General features: G+C 46.3%; 24 protein-coding genes. 5 read left to right on the top strand and 19 right to left on the bottom strand.

What is annotated here, in order from left to right; genetic code table 11:
* Nucleotides 1–134: 134 nt before the first annotated feature.
* The 4 genes from AC6RGY_RS04455 to AC6RGY_RS04440 form a co-directional block, all read right to left on the bottom strand.
* Nucleotides 135–380: a DUF4227 family protein gene (locus AC6RGY_RS04455; protein ID WP_499859987.1), complete on the bottom strand. Its 246-nt coding sequence runs from the start codon at nucleotides 378–380 to the stop codon at nucleotides 135–137.
* Between the two features lie 60 nt (nucleotides 381–440).
* Complete coding sequence (ald, locus tag AC6RGY_RS04450) at nucleotides 441–1,574, bottom strand: alanine dehydrogenase (RefSeq protein ID WP_499859986.1); 1,134 nt, start codon at nucleotides 1,572–1,574, stop codon at nucleotides 441–443.
* A 93-nt stretch (nucleotides 1,575–1,667) separates the two neighbouring features.
* A complete protein-coding gene (fur, locus tag AC6RGY_RS04445) occupies nucleotides 1,668–2,177 on the bottom strand; it encodes a ferric iron uptake transcriptional regulator (RefSeq protein WP_499859985.1) in 510 nt (169 codons plus the stop codon).
* A gap of 116 nt (nucleotides 2,178–2,293) precedes the next feature.
* Nucleotides 2,294–2,845 (bottom strand): NUDIX domain-containing protein, encoded by a 552-nt coding sequence (locus AC6RGY_RS04440; RefSeq protein WP_499859984.1) that lies wholly within the window; start codon nucleotides 2,843–2,845, stop codon nucleotides 2,294–2,296.
* A gap of 145 nt (nucleotides 2,846–2,990) precedes the next feature.
* On the opposite strand from AC6RGY_RS04440, the gene AC6RGY_RS04435 reads away from it, so the two are divergent.
* Complete coding sequence (locus AC6RGY_RS04435; protein ID WP_499859983.1) at nucleotides 2,991–3,128, top strand: hypothetical protein; 138 nt, start codon at nucleotides 2,991–2,993, stop codon at nucleotides 3,126–3,128.
* Between the two features lie 4 nt (nucleotides 3,129–3,132).
* Here AC6RGY_RS04435 and spoIIM read toward each other — a convergent pair whose 3' ends face one another.
* Complete coding sequence (gene spoIIM / locus AC6RGY_RS04430) at nucleotides 3,133–3,837, bottom strand: stage II sporulation protein M (RefSeq protein ID WP_499859982.1); 705 nt, start codon at nucleotides 3,835–3,837, stop codon at nucleotides 3,133–3,135.
* Nucleotides 3,838–4,018: 181 nt separating this feature from the next.
* Between spoIIM and AC6RGY_RS04425 the strand changes: the two genes are divergently transcribed.
* Nucleotides 4,019–4,240, top strand: a complete 222-nt coding sequence (locus tag AC6RGY_RS04425) for a hypothetical protein (RefSeq protein WP_499859981.1) — start codon at nucleotides 4,019–4,021, stop codon at nucleotides 4,238–4,240.
* Nucleotides 4,241–4,529: 289 nt separating this feature from the next.
* Here the strand turns inward: AC6RGY_RS04425 and AC6RGY_RS04420 are convergent, their stop codons facing one another.
* The 3 genes from AC6RGY_RS04420 to AC6RGY_RS04410 form a co-directional block, all read right to left on the bottom strand.
* Entirely contained in the window at nucleotides 4,530–5,900 is a 1,371-nt protein-coding gene (locus AC6RGY_RS04420) for a D-arabinono-1,4-lactone oxidase (protein ID WP_499859980.1), read from the bottom strand.
* Nucleotides 5,888–7,081, bottom strand: coding sequence for an amino acid deaminase/aldolase (locus AC6RGY_RS04415; protein WP_499861461.1), 1,194 nt, complete (start codon nucleotides 7,079–7,081; stop codon nucleotides 5,888–5,890). The genes AC6RGY_RS04420 and AC6RGY_RS04415 overlap by 13 nt, the downstream gene beginning before the upstream one ends.
* A 257-nt stretch (nucleotides 7,082–7,338) precedes the next feature.
* Nucleotides 7,339–9,420, bottom strand: a complete 2,082-nt coding sequence (locus AC6RGY_RS04410; protein WP_499859979.1) for an SBBP repeat-containing protein — start codon at nucleotides 9,418–9,420, stop codon at nucleotides 7,339–7,341.
* Nucleotides 9,421–9,588: 168 nt separating this feature from the next.
* Here AC6RGY_RS04410 and AC6RGY_RS04405 point away from each other — a divergent pair, with 168 nt between their 5' ends.
* Nucleotides 9,589–9,942 carry a four-helix bundle copper-binding protein gene (locus AC6RGY_RS04405; RefSeq protein ID WP_499859978.1) on the top strand — a complete coding sequence of 118 codons (354 nt, stop codon included), beginning with the start codon at nucleotides 9,589–9,591 and terminating at the stop codon, nucleotides 9,940–9,942.
* A 94-nt stretch (nucleotides 9,943–10,036) separates the two neighbouring features.
* Here the strand turns inward: AC6RGY_RS04405 and AC6RGY_RS04400 are convergent, their stop codons facing one another.
* The 9 genes from AC6RGY_RS04400 to AC6RGY_RS04360 form a co-directional block, all read right to left on the bottom strand.
* Nucleotides 10,037–10,438 (bottom strand): hypothetical protein, encoded by a 402-nt coding sequence (locus AC6RGY_RS04400; RefSeq protein ID WP_499859977.1) that lies wholly within the window; start codon nucleotides 10,436–10,438, stop codon nucleotides 10,037–10,039.
* 235 nt (nucleotides 10,439–10,673) lie between these two features.
* Nucleotides 10,674–11,828: a conserved virulence factor C family protein gene (locus AC6RGY_RS04395; RefSeq protein WP_499859976.1), complete on the bottom strand. Its 1,155-nt coding sequence runs from the start codon at nucleotides 11,826–11,828 to the stop codon at nucleotides 10,674–10,676.
* A 245-nt stretch (nucleotides 11,829–12,073) separates the two neighbouring features.
* On the bottom strand, nucleotides 12,074–13,192 hold the full coding sequence (locus AC6RGY_RS04390; protein WP_499859975.1) for a M20/M25/M40 family metallo-hydrolase: 1,119 nt from the start codon (nucleotides 13,190–13,192) through the stop codon (nucleotides 12,074–12,076).
* A 188-nt stretch (nucleotides 13,193–13,380) separates the two neighbouring features.
* The gene (locus tag AC6RGY_RS04385) at nucleotides 13,381–14,499 is read right to left on the bottom strand and encodes a M20/M25/M40 family metallo-hydrolase (protein ID WP_499859974.1); all 1,119 of its coding nucleotides are present in this window, start codon (nucleotides 14,497–14,499) and stop codon (nucleotides 13,381–13,383) included.
* 58 nt (nucleotides 14,500–14,557) lie between these two features.
* Nucleotides 14,558–14,833 (bottom strand): hypothetical protein, encoded by a 276-nt coding sequence (locus AC6RGY_RS04380; RefSeq protein ID WP_499859973.1) that lies wholly within the window; start codon nucleotides 14,831–14,833, stop codon nucleotides 14,558–14,560.
* 480 nt (nucleotides 14,834–15,313) lie between these two features.
* Nucleotides 15,314–16,855 (bottom strand): acyl-CoA carboxylase subunit beta, encoded by a 1,542-nt coding sequence (locus AC6RGY_RS04375; RefSeq protein ID WP_499859972.1) that lies wholly within the window; start codon nucleotides 16,853–16,855, stop codon nucleotides 15,314–15,316.
* Nucleotides 16,856–16,934: 79 nt separating this feature from the next.
* Nucleotides 16,935–17,351 carry a methylmalonyl-CoA epimerase gene (gene mce / locus AC6RGY_RS04370; RefSeq protein ID WP_499859971.1) on the bottom strand — a complete coding sequence of 139 codons (417 nt, stop codon included), beginning with the start codon at nucleotides 17,349–17,351 and terminating at the stop codon, nucleotides 16,935–16,937.
* Nucleotides 17,348–17,758 carry a cobalamin B12-binding domain-containing protein gene (locus AC6RGY_RS04365; RefSeq protein WP_499859970.1) on the bottom strand — a complete coding sequence of 137 codons (411 nt, stop codon included), beginning with the start codon at nucleotides 17,756–17,758 and terminating at the stop codon, nucleotides 17,348–17,350. The genes mce and AC6RGY_RS04365 overlap by 4 nt, the downstream gene beginning before the upstream one ends.
* Nucleotides 17,759–17,779: 21 nt before the next feature.
* Nucleotides 17,780–19,432: an acyl-CoA mutase large subunit family protein gene (locus tag AC6RGY_RS04360; protein WP_499859969.1), complete on the bottom strand. Its 1,653-nt coding sequence runs from the start codon at nucleotides 19,430–19,432 to the stop codon at nucleotides 17,780–17,782.
* A 154-nt stretch (nucleotides 19,433–19,586) separates the two neighbouring features.
* Between AC6RGY_RS04360 and prli42 the strand changes: the two genes are divergently transcribed.
* On the top strand, nucleotides 19,587–19,682 hold the full coding sequence (gene prli42, locus AC6RGY_RS04355; RefSeq protein ID WP_499859968.1) for a stressosome-associated protein Prli42: 96 nt from the start codon (nucleotides 19,587–19,589) through the stop codon (nucleotides 19,680–19,682).
* A gap of 75 nt (nucleotides 19,683–19,757) precedes the next feature.
* Entirely contained in the window at nucleotides 19,758–19,928 is a 171-nt protein-coding gene (locus tag AC6RGY_RS04350) for a hypothetical protein (RefSeq protein ID WP_499859967.1), read from the top strand.
* 256 nt (nucleotides 19,929–20,184) lie between these two features.
* Here AC6RGY_RS04350 and AC6RGY_RS04345 read toward each other — a convergent pair whose 3' ends face one another.
* Nucleotides 20,185–22,212: an SBBP repeat-containing protein gene (locus AC6RGY_RS04345; RefSeq protein ID WP_499859966.1), complete on the bottom strand. Its 2,028-nt coding sequence runs from the start codon at nucleotides 22,210–22,212 to the stop codon at nucleotides 20,185–20,187.
* Between the two features lie 178 nt (nucleotides 22,213–22,390).
* Nucleotides 22,391–24,550, bottom strand: coding sequence for an SBBP repeat-containing protein (locus AC6RGY_RS04340; RefSeq protein ID WP_499859965.1), 2,160 nt, complete (start codon nucleotides 24,548–24,550; stop codon nucleotides 22,391–22,393).
* Nucleotides 24,551–24,657: the final 107 nt, after the last annotated feature.

Below are 24,657 nucleotides of genomic sequence, written 5' to 3'. Positions count from 1 at the left end.
ACGGATACTTGTCAATCCCCACTTTTATCTAAGTGCGGTTTGCCTTGCATCACAGAACCAGCTATCTTAAGCTCATAGACCAGATGTTGCCCCGTGCAAGAAGGAGATGCTTTTCCAGTAAACACCCTTTGCTCCTACTCTCCCAACCAGTAAAACAACAGCCAACGCTCTTCCACCTCATGTAGATGACGAGCCAGACCCTCTTCCGCATAAGCAGGCGCCATCACCTTCACGGCTCGTCCGCGTGGTTCGCGGTACTGGTGAGTGGGCATTTTCATTGCTGAAAACCAGTGAATAAGCTGAAAGAAGAGGGCACACAAGATAACGAACCACATTAACCACTTACACCACTGTCCGATTCTTCGTATTGAGATGATCATGTGCTTCGATCCTTTTCCATGACTTTGTTTTATCCTATGGAAAAGGATGTCCCATTATGATTATTGAACGAGCTGTTCACCCAAAACATCCATCAAAGGAACGTAGGGAAAGTTCAAATCTTCCGCTACCGCCTGATACGTCACTGCACCACCCATGACGTTCACCCCTTTTGCCAATGCGGTATGATTCATGACCGTTTTGCCCAAGCCTTGAGTGGCAATCTTTAAAGCATAGGGGATGGTCACATTGGTCAGCGCAAAGGTGGAAGTTCTTGGTACGGCACCAGGCATATTGGCAACCGCGTAGTGGACCACTCCGTGCTTTTCATAAGTTGGGTTGGAGTGAGTGGTCGTACGATCAATCGTCTCGATGGAGCCACCTTGATCAATCGCCACATCAACAATAACGGAGCCTGCGGTCATGTCAGCCACCATCTCATCTGTTACCAATTTGGGCGCACGATGGCCGGGAATTAAGACTGCTCCGATGAGGAGATCCGCCTTCTTCGCCGCTTCTGCCAAATGGTAGTTATTTGACATAAGTGTTCGAACATGTCCATCAAAAATATCATCCAATTGCCTCAAACGATCCGGATTGACGTCTAGCAGGGTAACATTGGCACCCATGCCAAGAGCGATCTTGGCTGCATTGGTCCCGACCGTGCCTCCACCAACGATGACGACCTCACCGGGTAAAACTCCAGGTACGCCACCAAGGAGTGTACCTTTGCCTCCCTTGGTTCTCTCTAAGTACTGTGCTCCGATTTGGACAGACATGCGTCCTGCCACTTCACTCATCGGAGTCAACAATGGCAAAGAACCATTTTCTAACTGGATGGTTTCATAGGCAATGGCAGTTACCTTATTTTCCATCAATGCTCTTGTCAGATCAGGTAGCGGGGCTAGGTGAAGATAGGTAAAAAGAATAAGCCCTTCACGAAAAAAGCCGTATTCGCTCGGTTGTGGTTCCTTCACTTTGAGCACCATATCTGCAGTATTCCATACATCCGCCACATCTTCTACAATTTCTGCTCCACGTAATGTGAACGCTTCATCTGGAAATCCACTACCTACTCCTGCCTCTTTCTCTATTCTTACATGGTGACCTGCTCGTACGAATGCATCCACTCCAGCAGGGGAAATGGCCACGCGATTTTCATTATCTTTGACCTCTCTCGGTACGCCAATAATCATAACCCGTCCCTCCTTTTTCCCTCTTATCATACCACTGTCCACTCGTTGTTCATACTCGTATCATATAAAAACGCGAGATCGATGTCCTCAATCTCACGTTACTTTTGAACCGACCAGTTTTCCTGGATCTTTTACGAGATCTTTACAACGATAACAGACACCATGAAAGGTAAGACGGTGGTCCACGATCCGGAAATCCAATTCCCGTTCCACCCGTTCCTCTACCTCTCCCAACCAGTCATCCATAATCTCATCCACCGTACCACAATGTAAGCAGATGAGGTGATGATGATGATGCTCTGCTCCTTCAGCACGGAACTCATAGCGTGTGACTCCATCACCGAAGTTAAGCTTATGAATGATGCTGAGCTCACTTAATAGTTCCAGCGTGCGATAGACCGTCGCTAAACCAATCTCTGGTGATTTATCCTTCACCAGTAGATAGACATCCTCCGCACTAAGGTGGGCTTCTACATTTTCAAGGAGAACACGAACTGTTGCTTCCCGTTGAGGGGTCAATTTGTAACTATGGGATGACAACTGTTGCTTAATTTGGCTGACCCGATCTTCCACATCCACACCCCCCAATATCTCTTCCCTCATTATATTGGAGAGATAAGGGAGAAGTCAAACAGATAACAAGCAGTATCAAGTGAGAATAATTATAATCATTTTGCATACGGGCAAAAGATGCTGTGCAAGGGGTGCCCGTATCTATACTACATTTCCCCATTTTGTAGAAGTGAATTTTGCCAATGATAAATGGCCGTTATGGTTTTGGCATCATGAATTTCTTGGCAAGCGATCTTTGCTAATGCCTCATCCAAAGTTAATTCTACAGTTTCCACAAACTCATCCTCATCTGGCTTCGCCTCTCCTGAAGTTAAGCCTTTTGCCTCAAATATGTATATGATCTCATCCGCATAACCAGGAGAAGTATAAAATGAGATCACTTCTACCATTGATTGTGCACGATAGCCTGTCTCCTCTTCTAGCTCACGATGGGCACACGACTCAGGTGCTTCTCCTGGATCGATCTTCCCAGCTGGGATCTCCAAAATCGCCTTCTCTAGTGGTTTGCGATATTGGCGCACCAGGACGATTTTTCCTTGCTCCGTTACGGCTAATACGGACACCGCACCGGGGTGCTTCACCAATTCACGAGTAGAAGTATTTCCATTAGGAAGGGAGACTTTGTCAATCTGCACCTTAATAACGCGCCCTTCAAAGAGAACTTCACTTTCGATTGTTTTCTCTTCCAAATGACTCATGATTCTCACTCCTTACACCTTAGCCTCATTCATCCATTCTAACACACACATTAGCGAAAAAGGAAAAAGGTTTATTGATACCGTCTTTCGAGTAAACTGTTAGGCATATATTCAGGTAAAACCATTTTACAGGAGGTGACTAACCATGAGAATGGACACAGGGCGAAATCAATTACGGATCGTAGGAAAAGGGTGGCAAGTAAAGGCCATGCTGAGGCAATTAGCCCAACACGACCTTACAGTAAAAGAGTTTTTACTTCGTGTAAATGGCCATAACAAGTAGCTATCTACACAAGCATGGTTACCAGGATCGCTGCTTCAGGGATCGCTGAACGCATCAGAAGAGGGGATAAATACGCTTCCATGAGTGAAGCCGCCAGGAAGACACCTACTAAGACCATCGCAACCATCGCGTAAGACAAGAACTGCGGATAAATGCTCCCCCGACGTGCAATGAGACGATTTTTTATGAGTAATGAGGCAAATTGCATCGCCCACACTGCCAAGATCATCATTGCTGGAACCACGAGTAAATTTTGAGGGACGACCGACAATGAAGCGAACCAAAGTCCCTGCCATGAGAGTTGGTTGACAAGAAAACCAATGGTAAAGCCGATGACCAACCCCTTGAAAAAAACCAATAATAACACAAAGGGAATCCCAATGACTGAGAGCCCCAAAATCCACATGAGCCCTAGCGTCTTTAAATGGTTTCCTAAAGAATGTTGAAACGCCATCTTCGGATCAGCAATCGTCTGTTGGTCCAATCCCTGAAAGAAATAACCCATATAATGAAGTAATTCCTCTTTCTGTGTAGGTGATAGTGTATTTACAATGACCGCACCGAAGATGAGGCCCATAATAAAGAGCACCAGTACAAACACATATTGCGAAAAATGGAGTTGGATGTTTTGTTTGATTTTCTCACTCAGTCGATTTCTTCTCCTTCTTCCCGCCCCACTCTTTCGTTTGCTCACTATATTCTGCTTCATTTTCCCTGCCTCCCCTTTCCACTCATTTCTTTCTCTATCTCTATGTGCAAAGAAGAGAGATATGATAGTTTTCACTATATTTTTTGTACTGACCCTACTCTCAAAAACTTGTTCTCATAGAAGGAATACCCTAGGTAACAAGTCGAATACCCTCTTATATTTGTATAGGAGGAGGAGGTTTATGTTTACAACCATTAGTATTCTTTTGGTTCTAGCTGGTCTACTCTTGCTCTATATGGCGAAAGTGGCGATGGGAAATCGTGATGAGGGTTACATGGATGCACAAGTAGAAAGCAATCGTCCCAAGCAAGAAAAAGAGAATAATGCCCGTCGTGCTACTCTATATGTTGTGATTGGTTGCGCTCTATGTGGTGTCGGTATCGGTTTATCGATGTTTACTTGATGGGAAATCCGCTCGCCCATCTTCCAATCATTCTTAGCATGGTTGGTGCCACACGCCCCGGATGAAAGTGCACTACCTGAGAGCACCCTGTTCTCTCGGTGCCTGATTGATAGGCAGGCGGCATCTTCCATTCATCTTTAGGGGAGCTTTCACCCCTATCTTCAACAGCCGATTTCTCATAAGTGGAAATAAGCGGCATCACATAGAGACTTTCATAGAAAAGACGATCCTGTGTAGGACCGTCTTTTCTATAAACATCTATTTAGTGAGGTATTTTCCTATCTCTCTATTATCCCGTTTGTACTCCCACTGTTTCTCTTTCTCTTGTCTCCAATCCAAACACCCTCTTCAGATAAGGGTTAAGAAAGACACCGGTCGGGTCTAATTCTTGTCGCACGCGTAGAAAGTCCTCCCACTTGGGATATCGATTCTTCAACTCTTCGGCAGTCAGTGTATGCATCTTCCCCCAATGAGGACGCCCCTCATGCCGAAGGAAGATCTCCTCCAAAGCCGCGAAATACTCCTTATAGGGCATTCCTTTATACATATGAACGGCAATATATGCGGAATCACGACCATAAGCAGGACTCAGCCAGATATCGTCTGCTTTCACATAGCGGCATTCCAGTGGAAAATGGACAGCAAAGCGGTACTTCTCTATACAAGCTTGTACCTCCTTTAATACTTGCGAAAGGCGTTCCGCTGGTATGCTATACTCCATCTCATGAAAGCGAACCAACCGAGGGGTAGCAAAGAGGCGATGGCTTTCATTTACTTCCTTTAAGCTAGGTACAGCACGCGCCGACAGCTTACTAACGGAACGGCTGGTTTGTGGGATAAGGCGAGAACATTCGGATACCAACCAAAACATTCCATTTTCAACCACGGTTTTATTAAACCGGTTCCATAAAGTTGAGCGGGTCGCTTCCTCATTCGTTTTATCTAATGTTTTCTTCTGAACCCAATCCGTATAGGGAAACCAGTAGAACTCAAAATGACGGTGCTTCTCATTATATTCATCTAGTCGGTCCAGACACTCCGACAAACGGACACGTTCACTCTGAAAACGCAGGTGATATTTCGGTTCCAGGGAAAGAGTCAAATTGGTTACGATCCCTAGAGAACCAAGGGTAAGTTGGGCTGCTGGGAACCATCCTGCCTGCTCTTCTCGCGAGAAGGTGCGCTCTACTCCTTCTGATGTCAGAATTGTAACCGCTTTCACTTGTGTTGCTAAACTTCCAAAAGCACGTCCTGTTCCATGAGTTCCCGTACTGATGGCACCTGCAATCGACTGAACATTAATATCCCCTAGGTTTTCCTGCGCAAATCCCCGCTCTGCCAATGCATCGCCAAGGGTGTACAACTTCGTCCCTGCCCATACCTTTGCTTCTGCTTTCTCCGCATCCAGCTGAATGATGCCTTGTAGCTCATCCAAGGAGACGATCGTATCATTCGTCTCTACCAGAGGGGTGAAAGAGTGACCCGATCCAACGACGCGCACACTTCTTCCCTGTTCATAACTGGCTTTTACAACTTCTCTTAGCTCGTCCACTCCGCTAGGGGCGACCCATTGCTGAGGCGTACATTGCACGTCTCCAGACCAATTGCTCCATGATTTCTTTTCTTTTCTTTCTTTCGTGTCTAGTCCTATAGAAAGCATTGTTCATCACCTCGATAAGTGGTTACACGCTCAATAACTTTACGATTGCGATAAAGGTATAAATAACGAAAACGTTCGCATAATTCGCCCGCTTTGCTATGGCGAAAGAAGACGGGGTCTCCTATTTGCAAGTCGAGCCACTGCGGTGCACGAAAAGGGGTTTGTACTTCACCTGCCCCTTCCATCGACAATAACTTTAAACCTTCTGGTAAATATGGTTTGGGCGTTTTATCTTTTCCTGTAGCGCCCGAAGCGATATAACCGCCGCCCAAACAGGTATAATGCCTGGTGTCTGGTTCTCGCACGATCTCTAAGGCGAAGCCAGCAGCAGGTTGAAAGCGAAAATCACGATAGTAATCAAACAAAGCGGGAGAGAAAAAGCCTGAGCCGACCGTTACCTCGGTAACGGCTTCCTCACGACAAGTGGAGGCAAGGCTTCCTGTACCGCCTCCATTCACAAAGCGAAGCTGAGCTCCTCGATCGCGAAGTGCTGTAACCACCTCTGCTCTTTGCTTCTGTATCTGGGGGATGGATCGCTTTTTTAACCATTGGACCAGTTTATTCTTCATCCATTGCTGGGGATAGCGATCTCCCACTCCCGCAATTTGTGCTTCGTACCCCATCAGTCCTACTAGCTTCAGATAAGAAGAAGCTAAGATAGCCTCAGCAAGCTGAATCACATCTTCTGTGGTTCTTAATGGGGAGCGACGGACCCCAAAGTGTAATCCCGGTAGAGAAAGAGAGAGATCGAGATCGATACAAAGATCCAATTCTCCTGCTTCTTGTTTAGCGATTTCCTCTAAATGATGAACATGAGCAATAGAGTCCACCATTAAGGTAATGCCCGCTCCTTTTTTATGTGTTTGCACAACCTTTTCCAGATGGGTACGCTCCCACATGGGGTAAGCAACCAATAAATCTCGTAAGCCGTTATCCGCTAAATAGAGCGCTTCTTCCGCTGTAAAACACATTACTCCTCTGATACTAGGGTGAGAGGTAAGAAGGTGTCGAATAAGAGGAAGACTACGGATCGATTTACTGGCAATCCTTATGTTTTTTCCCTGTGCTCTCTGCAGGATCGCTGTCACGTTTTCATCCAATAGATCCAGATCAACATAGGCAAACGGCTTGGGTACTTGAGCAAATGCCTTTTGATACTGCGAATATGTCCGAGACAATATGGAACCCCCTACTTCCTACTTACTGAATTACCATGAATTCAAAAAGAAAAGCTGAAAAATCGTATATAAATATAATTTTAAGAAAGATCGGGCAAAAAGTACAGCTTTTTATCTTGATCCGTATCGAAGGTCTATGCCAATTCAAACAAACAAAGAGCTTCCTCACCAATGTTTAAATTGGGTGAGGAGGCTAAATTCTAGAGTGAAAGATTATCTTCCCATTTGCATGCTAACTCCTTTGCAATCCGAAGATATCCTTAATTACCCTTTCCCGCCTCTCCCCGAGCACCCCTCGCGCCTCTTAATCCACGTTGGCCACCAGGTCCAACCGATCCTGTTGCGCCTCTCTCGCCTGGGGGAGTGACAGAGCCCACTTTTAATACGAATGCATCTCCACTCCCGACACCAGAGTTAAGACTTAACTGAAAAGCTCCTGGTGTCACAGGAAAATCCCGAGCTGATGTTCCACCGGTAACATAGACTCGCTCCAACTCATCGATCGCAAGCGATGTCCCATCATTCTCTCCATCCCCTCCAAAATAAGTAGAGAAGATCAAGCCGGTCCCGGCATAATTCACTTGTGTGAGGAAAATGTCTGATAAGCCGACAAACCGTCTCTGAAAGGCATCCGCTGTTATTGGAAAGTTTCTAGCCTCTGTCGCTCCTGTTACCCACGCATTTCCAAACGAATCCACCGTGATTCCGTCTCCTTCCGAGGCATCGTTTCCAGCTAGAATCGTCGAATAGGCGAGGGCTGATCCCGACAGGTTTAGTTTGGTGACAAAGACCGCCCCACCAGTAATCGGGACAACGGTTTGAAAGGCGCCAGGAGTAACAGGGAAGTTTGCCGAATTGGCTTCCCCTGTTACATAAGCAGAGCCCGTCGCATCGACAACCAACGCATTGCATTGATCATTCGAATTCCCACCTAGATAGGTAGAGTACAGAAGCGATGTTCCATCTCCATTTAGTTTAGAAACAAAGCCGTTGTCTGCAACACCCCCTCCTGGACTCTTCGTTTGAAAAGCTCCGGGTGTCGTGGGAAATTCCTGAGAATCCGTCCTTCCTGCGACATACGCATTCCCTTCAGGGTCGATATCAATAGCCATTCCAATATTAGAAGTGTTGGATAGGCCCCCACCCCCTAAGAGAGTTGAATAGACAAGAGTAGAACCATCTATAGACAATTTACTAATAAATGCATCAAAAAAGCCCGCGGTCATGGTTTGAAAGGCACCGCTAGTGACAGGAAATCCCGGGCCATTTGAACTCCCTACCACAAAAGCGAATCCATTATCATCGATTACAATGCCATTCCCAAGAGTCTCTGCCGTATTTCCCAGGTAGGTAGAGTAAATCAATGAGGAGCCGGAAGGGGCTATTTTGGTAACAAATGCGCTTGCTAGTGGACCGGTCACTGTTTGTAACGCACCCAACGTAACAGGATAATTGGTGGATGTTGTTGCTCCTGTAACATAGGCAGCCCCTTCAGCGTCCACGTCAATCGAGGAACTAAACTGACTAACTGTCCCTCCCAAAAAAGTGGAATAAACGAGCGAGGAGCCTGTACGGTTGAGTTTGGTCACAAACACACTTTGTGCGACAGCAGGAAATTTCGTTTGAAAGGACCCCGATGTAATGGGAAAGTCAGCAGAAATGGTAAACCCGGTTACATAGGGGCATTGGAGATTATCAACAGCAATTCCTTCGCCACAATCATCATTACTGCCTCCCAAATAAGTGGAAAAAAATACAATGGGATCAATCGTAAGTGGTTGAGTGGGGTCATACTCCTCTGCCAGTTGAAACCCTATAGTCTGATCGGCAAACAAAACAAATTGGGTATCCAGTTCTCTTCCCGCTTGATAGCTGATGGGTCGCTTTTCCGTTACCGTTCCACTCTGCGTCTCTATGCGTAAATCTCCTTCTGCCAAACGGGTAATCTTTGTACTCCCTAAATAAGAAAAACGGATATTTTCAATACTCGCTCCTGGCTGAAGGGTAAATTCGTACTTCATTTGCTCGGCATTTCCCCAAAAAGTGGCTCCAATTCCTGGCCATATCTCCTCATAGTGAACTTCGCCAGCCTTTTTGCCAAAGAAAAAAGTAGGCTTGGTTTCTACTAATCGGGGAAATGAAGTCTCAATATTGTGGAACTGCATCACTAAATGAACATAAGGCGCATGAATGGTAGGCGATAACTCTTCTCTCTCAAATCGAAACATCACGCTGTCCTCATCAAAAGAATAGTCAGCCCGTCTTCTTGCGTTCTCAAATCCAAAAGAGAGATTTTCTTGAACAGGCAGATTCTCCTCTTTACGAACTTCTTGTCCGAACACGCTTATCACTTCTCCTCATTCACTCCAGACTAAAGTATCCTATGCAGAAAAATGAAAGAGCGTCATTTCCCACCGTAAATATTGCCGACTCTTTATCTTGTTGTATATTCCTCACTCGTCTACACATACTTTGAGGAGAATGACCCTAACCAGAAAGAAGTGACCGCAATGCCGACGATGACAAGCCCTACTTTTACAGAATCTATTCAAGTATGTATCGATGCTTGCAGAGAATGCAGTCAAGCCTGTCGTATGTGTCTAGCCGCCTGTTTACAAGAAGCCGATGTTGCTAATCGGGTGGATTGCATTCGCATCCTACAGGATTGCGCTCAGATCTGTGACACTGCCACCCACTTTATGACGTCCGGCAGCCCCTATGCTTCACAATTGTGTGACTTATGTGCCACCATTTGCTCCGCGTGTGCGCAAGAATGTACACAAATGAGTGACGATCATTGCCAACAATGTGCTACTATTTGTCAGAAATGTGCAGACACTTGTCGAAATATGATCGCTAGTTGATCAAAAAAGCAATCGAAAGACAAAGTCTTCTCGGTCTTAGGGTATGTAAGTTAAGTAGAGGCTGATTCCAAGGAATCAGCCTCTACTTTAAGTTTTAATAAGGTTGAACACGAGAGTAGTTATTTCCATTATCTGAATTTAGATTGAAATTAATAGGGAAAGAGCGAACGCGATTGCCTTCCCTAACAAACAAAACGAAAGCTGTTGGATCATCTTGGCTGACCTCAAATTGTTGAATACGTAGAAGTTGTGTTCTCACGGACCTATTCGGAACTTCGACGACACGCAGAGTGGAAACAACCCTCGTACAACTTGGACTAAAGCGAAACAGTACACGGGAGGTCTCTAATTCACGGACAACATCAATAACGACATTGACTGCAGCCAATCGCAAAGGACGTTGGTCCAGTAACCCTGTTGGAAGCTGGGCCACTACATTGTTTGGACAAGGGCCATTTGATCCTAAAATAACATACCTCTGAGCTACCGGCTGCAACGTCGTATAATCTCCTGTGAGAGCAGCACGAACAGTCTGTTCATTTCTATTAATCTTGATTCACTCCCTTCTACTTTATACTATGAAACGGAACAACTAATTGACTAAACACCGATTACCTTCGGGCAGAGCAATAACAACACAGTACCCTTTATAGAACCACATAAAAAAAACAACTCAGCCCCTCTTTTGATGAGCTGAGTTGTTAGGGTAGCATTCTTGCGATAGGCTCCCTCTATTTTTCTTCTCGATCCGCTTCCAAACGGCGAGTCATCTGTTGCCACACCGAGCCACTCGCTTCATGACCACCTTCAATTCGTTCAATCGCGAGCTGAGCTTGCATCTTCACTTCAAATTCAGGATCATCTGCCGCTTTCCGCAAAGCAGGTAGAGCCTTTTCATTCCCTACTTCAAAGAGAAAGCGGGCCGCACGCCAACGGACAATACGATTCCGATCCTCTAATGATTCACACATGACATCCATCGCTTCCGGATCGCCAATATCGGAGAGTGTGTCGCCCGCAGTTCTCCTCACCGTAGCTGAAGCATCTTTCATCGCCTGATAAAGATAAGGCAATGCTGCCGTACGATCATCTACTTCCCCTAAGAAAGCTGTTGCCAAGCGTCGGACGGACATATTATCATCCTGTAGTGCCTTACCTAGTAATGGCATTGCTTCCTCATTCATTTCGATACGGGTAAGTGCCGCATAACGCTTTTTCCAATCTGACTCATTTAATGCCTGCTCCACTTCCTCCGTCGATAACTTCTCCAACGGCTCCGGTTCAGCTGTCACCTTCTCATCACGCAGGGCACGTTTAACAAGTGACCCTAACCGTTTTTCATCGTAAGAGGCAGCAAATTCCTGGGCCACCGTCTCGGCTACCTCCTCTAACTCTCCGTAGCGGATATCTTGTTCGATCCACTTGCGTTCCATAACCATATTGTCTGCTGCCGCTTGTGCCTGAAGCACCGCCTCGGCAAAACGCTCTGGTAATGCCACGCGCTTGGTTTCCTCACCCGCTGTCACTTTAACTTGTACAGGCAACCCACGGAACATCTGAACAGATACCTGTACTTCACCAAAGTGATCATTCAGCTCTTTCTCCTGTTGTACGGCAGATAATGATTCCTCTTCACCAAATACGGAGCGTACTTGAGGCAAGATTGTCTCCCAACCTACCTTTGGATGACGATCGACAGCGAGAAAGTCACGTACTTGAAAGATACTTTTGACTCCCTCAATCTCCATCAGCTTTTGAATATAGTCAGGAGCTTCTCCTTTATTTTCTGCACGAATACTATACCGCACCCCTTCCGGTAGCGGCTGATCTACATTAATCTTCATCGATAACGGGCTTGGCGTAGGCTCAATAGACGTAATACGCATGAAATCCCTCTTTCTACAACAATTTACTACTCGCTTTACTAACAAACACTTGTATCAAATCATCCCACGATAACAAACGGGACCTACTCGCATTCAATCTTTGAATCCACTTTCGATTTGCGTCCATTCGGCTCTTTACGTCCTCAGAAGGATATGATCTTTGTGATCCCACACCAACTCTAAGGAATGACTCTCTCACACTTTATCATGGAAATTCGAAACCATTCAACTGGACACCTTCCACTTTAAGTAGCAGAAACCTCAATTAGTGCAACGACCAAGGCTGCTGCTTTGTATAATTCTTCTAATGGCATGCGTTCGTTAGTCGTATGAATTTCTTCATATCCGATGCCAAAGTTCACAGTGGGGACACCCATTCCAGCAATGACATTGGCATCACTGCCACCCCCGCTTGCTACCAATTCAGGTGTTCTCCCTACTTTTTCCACAGCAGTAATCGCTTTTTGCACCACTTCATCTTGTTCCGTAAATTTATAGGCAGGATACATATGATCCACTGCAATTTCCACTTGCGCTCGGAGAGCGTCGGCCGCTCCCTGTAATGCTTGTACCATATGGTCTACCTGTGCCTGCAACTTATTGTTATCCCGACTACGTGCCTCCGCTACGATCTCCACTTGCTCCGCCACCACATTCATGGCTGTACCACCATGAAATTTCCCCACGTTGGCAGTGGTTTCTTCATCGATTCTCCCCAAGCGCATGTTGGCAACCGCTTGCGCTGCTACTTGGATCGCACTTATTCCATCTTCAGGATTCACACCAGCGTGAGCCGACTTCCCTTTAATCGTAGCCGACAAGCTGGCTTTGGCAACGGCAGAAGTATAGATTTGTCCCACTCGACCATTGGAATCCATAGCAAAGCCGAAATCAGCCTCTATCAGCGATGCCTCCAATTGTTTTGCGCCAACAAGACCCGACTCTTCCCCTGCTGTGATAATAAATTGAATTTGACCATGCGCAGTTCCTAGCTCCTGTAATGCACGTACTCCCTCCAGCATCGCAGCTAAACCTGCCTTATCATCTGCTCCTAGCGTCGTTGTACCGTCAGTGACCACGTATCCATCCTTGATCGTAGGCTTTACCCCTTTGCCCGGAGCAACTGTATCCATATGAGCCGTGAAGTAGATCGCTGGCAACCCTTCCTTCGTAGCAGGCAAAGTGGCGATGAGATTACCTGATCCGTGGCCGGTCACCTCAGCTGAATCGTCTTCTTTAACCGTAAAGCCAAGCGCGTGCAACTTTTTGGTCAGAAGGTCACACAACTCCCGCTCTTCTCCCGTTTGGCTGTCCGTCTGTACCAATTCTAGAAATTCATCCAACATCCGTTCCTCATTCACCATGCAACTTTCCTCCTCGGTCATTCTTACGGTCCTCCGCAGTTGAAGCTTCACCCCGGAAAACCTTCATCAATTATTGAAATAGAGGTCATAAGTCCTCTTAAGTACTCTTGCTGCTTCTCTATGTAACTCGCCTCATAAGCCAGAATGGACGGCTCATGAAGCGAATCTTATGTTTGTTAATTGCTCTTTTACTCCGCAGCAACTTCAATTAATGCGACAATTAACTCCGCGGCTTTATATAACTCCTGCAATGGCATTTTTTCGTTCGTGGTGTGAATCTCCTCATACCCGATACCGAAGTTCACTGTGGGAATTCCTAGACCAGCAATGACATTGGCATCACTGCCGCCTCCACTTGCCAATAACTCAGGTGTTCTTCCCACCTTTTTCACGGCAGCAATCGCTTTTTGCACGATTTCATCTGACTCCGCAAATTTATATGCAGGATACATTTTATCCACGTCGAATTCAACGCTAGCTCCTAATTCAGTCGCCGCTTCCTCAAATGCCTGCTTCATATGATCCACTTGCGTCTGTAATTTTCCTTCGTCACGACTTCGCGCCTCTGCAATGATCTCCACCTGCTCAGGCACGACATTCATGGCCGTTCCGCCTTGGAATCTACCAATATTGGCGGTCGTTTCTTGGTCAATTCTTCCTAAGCGCATTTTGGAAATAGCACGGCTGGCTACCTGTATTGCACTCACCCCATCTTCTGGGTTGACACCCGCATGAGCAGATTTCCCCTTGATGGAAGCTTTAAAGAGCACCTGCGAAGGGGCAGAATTGACAATGTGACCCACCGGTCCATTGGAATCAATCGCAAATCCAAAATCTACATCAATCAGTGAGGCATCAAGCGCTTTTGCTCCTACTAAACCCGACTCTTCCCCAGCAGTAATAATAAATTGGATGCGACCATGCGGGATATTCTGTTCCTGAACGGTCTTCACCCCTTCTAACATCGCTGCCAAACCTGCTTTATCGTCCGCTCCCAAGGTAGTCGTTCCATCCGTGACGACGTATCCTCCTTCAATGGAGGGTTTCACGCCTTTCCCTGGGGCAACGGTATCCATATGAGCGGTAAAATAAATGGCGGGTGCCTCTTCCCGTGTAGCTGGAAGAGTGGCCACTAAATTGCCTGATCCGTGTCCTGTCACTTTGGCGGAATCGTCTTCGACAACGTCAAAGCCGAGCTTGGTTAATTTTTTCGTCAAGAGATCACACAGCTCTCGTTCTTCTCCTGTTTGACTATCTGTGGTTACTAATTCGAGAAACTCTTCAAGAATACGCTTTTCTTGTATCATGATCCTCTTCCTTTCCTCTTGGTTACTACTTTCTCGTCATGCTTATATGGAAATATCCCTACGATCGCTCTCCTATACGCTTTTCCCGTGGTACTTTACGTTTTTGTGATTGATCGGTCCATTTGCCACGAACCAGGGATGCACGTTGTTCGATTTGGGCTAATCGACCTTCTTTACTCCAAGGACAATCATCCTTTGGACTTCGAATAAATGTATAATCGATAGCAGGGGAAGGCAATTTCAACAAGCTACTCACTTCCTTTGTCGTGCAGTAACAAGCATAAGGGGGGTGCTTTTTCACGTTCCAGCGGACATCTTGTTTATAGAACCGCATGCTCTACCTCTACACGCCCGGATGAGAGCAGTTAACGTGGGAGCACCATGTTCTCTCGCTACGTGGTTGATGGGCGGCGGCATCTCCTTTCGCTGCCTGATCCACGGCTCAGAGTCTCTCAAGGAGAAACCGCTCGCCCATCTTCCAACCACTCTTAGGGTGAGCTCTCACCCTTATCTTCAAAGGTGATTTTTTCATCTAATGAGATCGAGTCTCACCTAGTGAAGGATTGTATTGAAAACACTCATGCTCCCTCAAAGCAAACTACGTGAGAGTTTCAGACTTTCTCATCACATGGCGGAGGGCCAGGGAATTCTTCTTCATGACGGTTGCACGGAAACATTGTCAAGGTCACTCCGAAGGACACCCTGCACACTCTTCCATCCATGAAAAGGGCGAGTTTTCACCTAGTAAAATCAAATTTCACTAAGTGGATGCTTTCATAGAAGTACTTTTTTCTCTTGTAAATGACTTTCATCTCTACAATGGGATATTCCCATGCTTTTTCGTTGGGCGACTTTCTCGCTTCGTCTTGAGCATCTCCAAAGCTTCTTTCAGCTTTTTCCGTGTCTCGCGTGGGTCGATTACATCGTCTATCATTCCATGAGAAGCAGCGACGTAAGGATTAGCGAAACGTTCACGGTAGTCAGCAATTTTTTCTTGACGGGTGGCATCCGGATCTTCGCTACCCGCAATTTCGCGGCCATAAATAATATTGGCAGCTCCCTCTGGTCCCATTACCGCCACCTCTGCACTTGGCCAAGCAAATACCATATCGGCCCCGATCGCTTTTGAATTGAGTGCTACATACGCTCCACCGAAGGCTTTGCGGGTAATCACCGTGATTTTGGGTACCGTAGCTTCAGAGTAAGCATACAAAATCTTCGCACCGTGGCGAATGATTCCACCGTGCTCCTGTTTAACCCCAGGGAAGAAGCCGGTTACATCCACAAACGTAATAAAGGGGATGTTAAAGGAGTCACAGAAACGAATGAAACGGCTGAGCTTGTCCGAAGAATTGATATCCAAACCACCCGCCATCACCTTGGGTTGATTCGCAGCAATCCCTACCGTTTGCCCATCAATACGAGCCAAACCAACAACCACATTCTTTGCAAAGCTTTGCTGTACTTCCATAAAATCGCCATCATCCACAACGAGATTAATTACTTTGCGTATATCGTATACCTTGGTTCCCTCAATCGGCACCACTTCCGCCAGCTCTTCACGCCATTCTTCCTCTTCTTGATGAAAGAGGCGGGGAGGATCTTCAATATTGTTTTGCGGGAGGAAACCCATGAGACGGCGAACTTCGTCAAGCACTTCTGGCTCGCTCTTGCCCGTGAAATGAGCGTTCCCACTGATGGTAGAATGAACCTTGGCACCACCCAAGTCTTCCGAGCTAATATTTTCTCCCGTAACCGTTTCGATTACCTTGGGACCCGTGATAAACATCTGACTGGTCTTCTCCACCATAAAAACAAAATCCGTAATAGCAGGAGAATAAACGGCTCCTCCCGCACAAGGGCCCATGATCACCGAGATCTGCGGAACAACTCCTGAATAGATGGAGTTCCGATAAAAGATATGTCCATAACCATCTAAGGACATCACTCCTTCTTGAATGCGGGCTCCGCCAGAGTCATTTAAGCCAATGATCGGCGCTCCATTCTTCGCAGCTAGGTCCATGATACGGGCAATTTTGAGCGCATGCATCTCACCTAATGCTCCACCAAAGACAGTGAAATCCTGTGCAAACACATAGACCAGCCGTCCGTGGATTTTCCCATAACCCGTTACCACCCCTTCTCCGGGTGCCTCTACTTGATCCATCCCTAAGCTAGTCGATCGGTGTTCGATAAATGAGTTCGTCTCCACAAACGTATCCTCGTCTAAGAGTAAATGGATTCGTTCACGGGCGGTCAATTTACCACGAGCATGTTGCTTCTTCCGTCGTTCATCTCCACCGCCCATCTCCACTTGACGGCGACGCTGATACATTTCATCGATTTTTTTATGCATCATATTGCCCCCTCTATATCATGCAAGCGATAATCCAACCTTTAATGGAACTCTCCTTATTCCTTCGTCTTTCCTTGTATTACTCTTCTTTCGGTTCACACAGCTCATAAAGCACACGCCCCGTCGACTTCGGATGCAAAAATGCCACTTTCGACTGGTGTGCACCTTCTTTCGGCTGTTCATGAATTAAGCGAATGCCCTCTTGAGATAAAAAGGAAAGTTTCTCTTCCATTCCCTCTACGTTTAACGCAATGTGATGGATGCCTTCTCCTCGTTTATCCAAATACGTGGCGATGGCACTCTCTGGCGATAGTGGCTCTAATAGCTCAATACGCGTTTCTCCAATCTTTAAGAAAGCGACGCGTACTTGCTCACTGGGTACCTCTTCTGTTCCTTCCCATTCCAACCCGAGAATGTCTGTATAGAATGGAAGCGAATTCTCTAAGTTACGCACTGCAATCCCGATATGGCCAATTTTGTCTGGGGAGACTGTCATGATGTTGTCTTCCTCTCTGCTAAGGCCTGCCGGATATAATCCGCCGTCTCCTTGGTCGTTGTTCCCGGTGTGAAGACTTTGGCAACCCCTTTTTCTTCGAGAAAGCGAATGTCCTCTTGCGGAATTACCCCTCCGCCTACAACGAGGATATCTTCTGCCCCTTTCTCTTGCAAAAGACGCACCACTTCTGGAAACAACTCATTATGCGCACCCGATAGACAGGAAAGACCAATCACATCCACATCCTCTTGGATCGCGGCTACAGCAATTTGTGCTGGCGATTGACGTAAACCTGTGTAGATAACTTCCATTCCCTCGTCTCTTAGTGCTTGTGCAATGATCAACGCTCCACGGTCATGACCATCTAATCCTGGTTTCGCTACCAGTACCCGAATCGGTCGCTCCATCTTCTTCACTCCCATTTCTTATTAAACCGGTTGATATTCCCCAAATATGTCGCGCAGGGCATGACAAATTTCACCCACCGTCGCGTACGCTTTTACCGCCGCCAATATGTGGGGCATCAAATTGTCCGTCCCTTGGGCCGCTTTTTTTAGTGTTGCCAGCCTTTGATCAACCAGAACCTGATCACGTTGCGCACGCACCTTGTTAAGCCGTTCGACTTGCTCTCTGCCCAAAGCAGCATCCACACGATACAACTCTGGCTCTTGTTCGTTTTCCATACGGAAAGCATTCATCCCAACAACCACTTGCTCGCCCGACTCAATCGCGCGCTGTGTCTCCAAGGCTACACGGTGAATTTCTCTTTGCATATAACCTTGTTCTACAGCACTCACCGCCCCTCCCAACTCATCGATGCGGGAAATGTACTGGCTCGCTTCCTCTTCCATCCGATCCGTCATCGCTTCAATGTAGTACGAACCCCCTAACGGATCGACCGTATCCGCAATCCCGCTTTCATGCGCCAAGATTTGTTGCGTACGTAGCGCCAAGCGAGCGGATTCCTCCGTCGGTAACGCTAACGCTTCATCGCGTGCATTGGTATGTAAACTTTGCGTTCCGCCCAGTACGGCTGAGAGCGCTTGCATAGCGACGCGCACCACGTTGTTATCTGGCTGCTGTGCTGTCAATGTGGACCCACCCGTCTGTGTATGAAACCGCAATTGCAAAGAACGCGGATCTTTCGCGTGAAAACGCTCTTTCATGATACGGGCCCACATACGGCGTGCCGCACGAAACTTGGCTACTTCTTCAAAAAAGTAGTTGTGCGCATTGAAAAAGAAGGATAACCGCGGAGCAAACTGATCCACATCCAATCCAGCTTCCAATGCAGCTTCCACATAAGCAATCCCATCCGCCAAAGTAAACGCCATTTCCTGTACTGCGGTCGAACCCGCCTCACGAATGTGATAACCACTAATACTAATGGTATTCCATTTGGGTACCTCTTTCGCACAGAAGGCAAAAATGTCCGTAATTAAGCGCATTGATGGCTGAGGTGGAAAAATATAGGTTCCACGAGCAATATACTCTTTTAATATGTCATTTTGGATCGTACCCGTCAGTTTCGCTAACGGAACCCCTTGCTTCTCCCCTACCGCTAGGTACATCGCCAGCAGAACAGAGGCAGGAGCATTGATGGTCATCGAGGTACTCACCTTGTCTAAGGGAATCTCCTGCAAGAGAATTTCCATATCGGCTAATGAATCGATTGCTACTCCCACTTTTCCAACTTCGCCTGCCGCCATCGGATCATCGGAATCGTATCCGATCTGCGTAGGCAAGTCGAAGGCGACACTAAGTCCAGTCTGACCTTGTTCCAATAGATAACGGAAGCGCTTGTTCGTCTCCGAAGCAGAGCCAAACCCTGCGTATTGACGCATCGTCCAGTAACGTCCACGATACATCGTAGGGCGAATCCCACGCGTATAAGGATACATTCCCGGAAGACCGAGCTTTCCATCATGCGTCTCTCTTTGTTCATCATCCGTATACAACCGTTCCACCTGAATACCCGATAAGGTGGAAAATTCTTCTTTTCGTTCAGGGTATTTTTCTAAGAGCTTTTGGGTCTGGGCTTCCCATTCCGCATACAGCTCTGCAAACGATTTTTCTGACACGTCTTCTTCCTCCCACACTGCAGTTGCTTAGACTTTCTCTCCTTCTAATATATCAAAAAAATGAGCTTCTGTCGGTGATTATGGACAGCCGGGACAGATTTCGCTACAATTAAACATTGAAGTAAGTTGTCCACACGTTAGAGGTGAACTATTTATGCAACCAAAATGGATTCGTGTAGTTGTTTATATTATCATTGTCTCAATGGTTATTACCACACTCTTCGTTGGTGGCGGAGCATTGTTCTTTTAGTGTTCATTGTTTTTTCGCTTGGATTTTGCTTATAATAAGAAGGATCGATTTTTGAAAGAAGCGAGGGAGATACCTATGTATATGGTCATAATCATGATCATCATGTCTATCTTAGCGGTGGTGGGAACGCTTTATAACAAACGGACGGATAACAAGCCCGGCTTTGTCATCGGTGGGGTCTTTAGTCTTGGACTAGTCGCGTCCACCCTCCTCGCTATCTATGATGCCATCATTGGATTGCAATAATCCACGAACCGTCAACCATTTTTATTACATAGGTTGGCGGTTTCTATTTTTTTTGTGCCTATTAAGCAACTATTCCAATCAACAGAAAGAGGGACAGCCGGGGTACTGTCCCTCTTTCCTTCGCTAACCTCTCACTACAGGGGCCTTTCAAACCATCTTTGCAGGAGCTTTCAAATGCTTTTGTCACAAAATTCAATCCAACAGGATCCACTTCCTGCTATCAGTATATGCACAAAGCTGTCAATGTTTCATGATTTTAATTTTTTATCTCTCCATCGATCCCTCTTGCCCCTCTCGCTCCACGGGGACCGCGTGGACCTTGTGCTCCGATTGCCCCTGATGGTCCCGTTATCCTTCTCAGCGAACCAACTTTTGCAACAAAAGCATCTTGGATGCCCTCCTCAAAATTCTTCTGGAAAGCACCAAAAGTAGTGGGGAAATTTCCAGAGAACGTACACCCTGTGACATATACATTCCCCTGACTATCCAATACTAAATCGTTTCCCTCCTCACTACTGCTCCCACCAAGATAAGAAGAAAAAGAAATTCCTTGACCGGCATACTGGAGTTGTGTAAGGTAAGCATCCGAAATCCCAGCTTTTCTCCTTTGAAAAGCATCCGAGGTTACTGGAAAATCAAGCGACTCCGTAAATCCTGTAATCCAGGCACCTCCAAAGGAATCTACTGCAATGCCCAACCCTTGATCAAGAGAACTTCCTCCGACAAATGTAGAATATTGTAACGTTTCTCCTCTGCTATTCAATTTTGTGACAAAAGGAGAAGCAACCTTTACGATGGTCTGAAAAGCATGTGCGGTGATGGGAAAGTTACTGGAGGCGGTTGTGCCAATCACATAGGCGTTGCCCTCTCCATCCACATCGACAGCATTTCCTTGTTCTACAGATCTACCACCTAAATAAGTAGAGTAGACGAGTGACGATCCAAAAGCATTCAATTTGCTGACAAAAGCATCGCTGCCTCCTCCACCATACATCGTTTGAAAAACACCCGCGACAATAGGAAAGTTAGTGGAATTTGTGAATCCCGTCACATAAACCTCGTTCTCGTCTGTTCGTGCGATCCCATTTCCGTTATCACATTTCGTTCCACCTAGAAACGTGGAGTATAATAAAGAGCTACCTGATCGACTAAACTTCGTTAGAAAAGCATCCTCCTCTCCACCTAAAACGGTCTGAAACGAACCAGGGGTAACCGGAAAATTACGAGAGGCTGTGGTTCCTGTTACATAAGCATGGAGGTCTTCATCCACTACGATATCATTTGCAAAATCGATGAGTCTTCCGCCGAGATAAGTGGAGTAAATCAATGAGTTCCCTTGTGCATTTAGCTTGGATACAAAGGCCACCAAACCGAAATTTACTGTCTGAAAGGCGTTAGGGGTGATCGGAAAGTTCTCTGAATCTGTAAATCCTGTCACATAGGCATCTCCCACCTTATCTACGGCTACACTCGCACCCGAATCATTGCCTATTCCACCGATAAAAGTCGAATAAACGAGTGAACTTCCACTAGGTGTAAACTTGCTAACAAATGCATCAATATTTATAGAATTTAATGAAGTTTGAAATGCACCTGAGGTAACAGGGAAATTGGGTGATTCTGTCTGCCCTGTGACATAGGCACTCCCTGCATCATCCACAGCGATTCCACGCCCAATATCCTCCAATCTGCCACCTAAGTAAGAGGAATAAAACACCACGGGATCAATCACCAGAATTTTTGTTGGATCATAACTTTTGCGGCTTAGTAAAAAACCGATAGAGCCATCCGCATGCAATTGAAACTTCGAGGGGACCCTCTTCTTTTCATTCCCGACATATTGGTAACTGAAAGGTCTCTTCTCATGGAGAACTCCGTAAGAGGCGGTTACAACTATATCTCCCTGCTCACTCAAAGCGACTTCCTCTCCACCCTCATAGCGAAAACAAATATCACTTATCGTAGCTTCTGGATAAACAAGGACATCATATTTCAATTGCTCATCAGTGAGTAGAAAAACCAGATCGATTCCTTTCCATAGCTCTCTATAAATAAGATGATATTCGTTAAAATAGACCTGAACATTGTTCATCGGATGAACATTTTCAAAGCGAAGGATCAATTTTTCCTGATGTGAATCGGTGAAAAAAAGGAGCTCGACGCGATCAATAAAAAAAAGAACATCGCCACGCTCCCCTTGTGCACGATAAATAGGAGCACTTTTTTTGGCCTCAACATTCTCCACGGTAAAGCGTGGGGATAAAGGCATAGCCTCTTGTTTCACTTATTCTCCTCCTTATAAAAACGAAAGAATGAGGGGCAACCGAGCTACTCATCCCTTTCGCTATTTTGTAGAAAACCCGCATGGTTGGTGCCACACGCCCCGGATGAAAGCAATTAAACATGGGAGCATCCTGTTCTCTCGCGCCTGGTTGATGAGTAGTCTAAAATGCTCGCCATTCCTAATGACTAATTTCTCCTCCACTCGAACGGCCTCTCGCTCCACGAGGTCCTCGTGGCCCTCTTCTGCCTTGTGGACCTCGTGCACCTACTGGACCGGTTGCTCCTCTCTGTACACGTTGGCCTAGCTTGAGGACATAGGGATCAAGTCCCCCAGCAAATTTCCTTTGAAATGCACGGGATGTTGTAGGAAAATCTGATGCCGTAGTAACACCTGTAAAGTAAACATTATCTTCCTTATCAATCGCTATCCCTGAACCTAGAGTTGCCCCCAAACTCCCACCTAGATAAGAAGAATAACTCAATCCCGTTCCTGCAAAACTGAGCGAGGTTAGAAAAGCGGCACTAACTCCTCGTTTGTTCGCTTGAAAAGCATCTGAGGTAAGTGGATAATCAGTCGATATCGTGCTTCCCGTCACCCAAGCCTCATCAAATGAGTTCACTACAATACCCAGTCCATTTTCAGAATCACTCCCCCCTAAAAGAGTGGAGTAGCATAGAAAACGACCAGAGCTCTCTATTTTCGTCACAAAGGCATCTCCTCCTCCTGAAAGGAGGGTCTGAAAAGCCCCCATGGTAACGGGAAAATCAGTGGATTCCGTTCTACCCACAACATAAACTTCATTGATCTCATCAACCGCAATCCCCTGCCCCCTATCCTCCTCTCGACCACCTAAGAAAGTAGAGAACAACACCGTCTCTCCATCCGCAGCCAATTTGGTTATAAAGGCGTCTGTTTCTCCTTTGTAAACCGTCTGAAAAGCTCCATTCGTTACGGGGAAATCCATTGACTCCGTCTCTCCTGTCACATAAGGGCGGAAAAGCGAGTCCACAGCAATGTCACTGCCCATATCTTCCGCACTTCCTCCCAGAAAAGTGGAAAAGACCAGAGACGAGCCACTCGTGTTCAATTTGGTGACAAAGACATCCCCCATCCTCCCCTTCTGGGTTTGAAAAGCATTGCTTGTAATGGGGAAATCAGTTGATACCGTTTCTCCTGTCACATAGGCAAAATTCAGTGAGTCTACCGCAATGCCGAAAGCAAAATCACTACCATCTCCTCCTAAATAGGTGGAATAAATAAGGGAGCTTCCTGTCGCATTTAATTTGCTAACAAAAATATCGATTATGCCCTTAAACTGGGTTTGAAAGGCACCACTAGTCACCGGATATTGAGTAGACGTGGTGACCCCGGTCACATAGGCGTTATCCACTGAATCCACCGCAATGTTCGAACCAATCGCATTCTTCCCCAGATACGTCGAATAGATGAGGGAAGACCCGGTACTAGCTAGTTTGGTTACATAAGCACTTGCCACCCCGCGTAATTGAGTTTGAAATACACCACTTGTTACGGGAAATTGGGTGGAGGTTGTTTGGCCTGTAATAAAGGCATTTTGCTCTGAATTTACCGTCATTTTATTCAAAAAAATGATCGAAGCATCTATTCCCGGTCCCCCAACCAAGGTAGAGTAAATTACAACCGGATCAATAAGCAAGGGAAGATCGTGGCGATACGCTTTTTCCACTTTAAACCCGACACTCTGGTCATCACGGAGGATAAAAGAGGTTGGAATCCGCTGAATTTCTCCATTAACTTCTTGAAAGCTTATCGGCTTCTGCTCGTATAGTATTCCTCGTGGGGTGTGAATAACCAACATGCCATTGTCAATAGACATTTGATGAGCCCCTTCGTATCGAAAAGCAATATTCTCTATGGGAGCACCCGGCTCCACCATCATATCGTATTTTAAATGCCCCTGTTGCCCAGAGAAGATCGCAGAAATACCGGACCACATCTCCTTATAGACCACTTTCTTAAATTCACCGGAAACGCAATGGGGAAGAGGCTCTCTCCCTTCCATTCTCCCCTTCCCATCTGTATGTAGAAAGCGAAGAGTAAGGAAGGGAGAAGGAGGAAGAACAGGGGAGGACAAGTTGTTTTTTTCTTGCTCGTTCATACCACTAGCAGACACATGCTCCATCATGGTAGTTCCGTCGACAAACTCCACTCCATCAGCCGTACAGATAAGTTGTAGCCAATCCTCCTCTAGTTGTGTGCCTCTTACTCTATATCGACCTTCATCATGAACAAATGTTAGCAGGTCCTCTGCTAGCACCTTAGACCTTGTCTGTATTTCGTTGGAGGTTTTCACTTTCACCGCTACCCTCTCCCCTCTGCCATTCACTACCTTAGCATATGAAGAGAATGGGGGATTGGTTAAGATGGATATAGCGTTCCAAGACCTAGACTGCGAGTTTTGAATAC

The sequence above is a fragment of the Mechercharimyces mesophilus genome (assembly GCF_059818345.1).
This window is presented reverse-complemented; position numbering and strand designations above follow the sequence as displayed.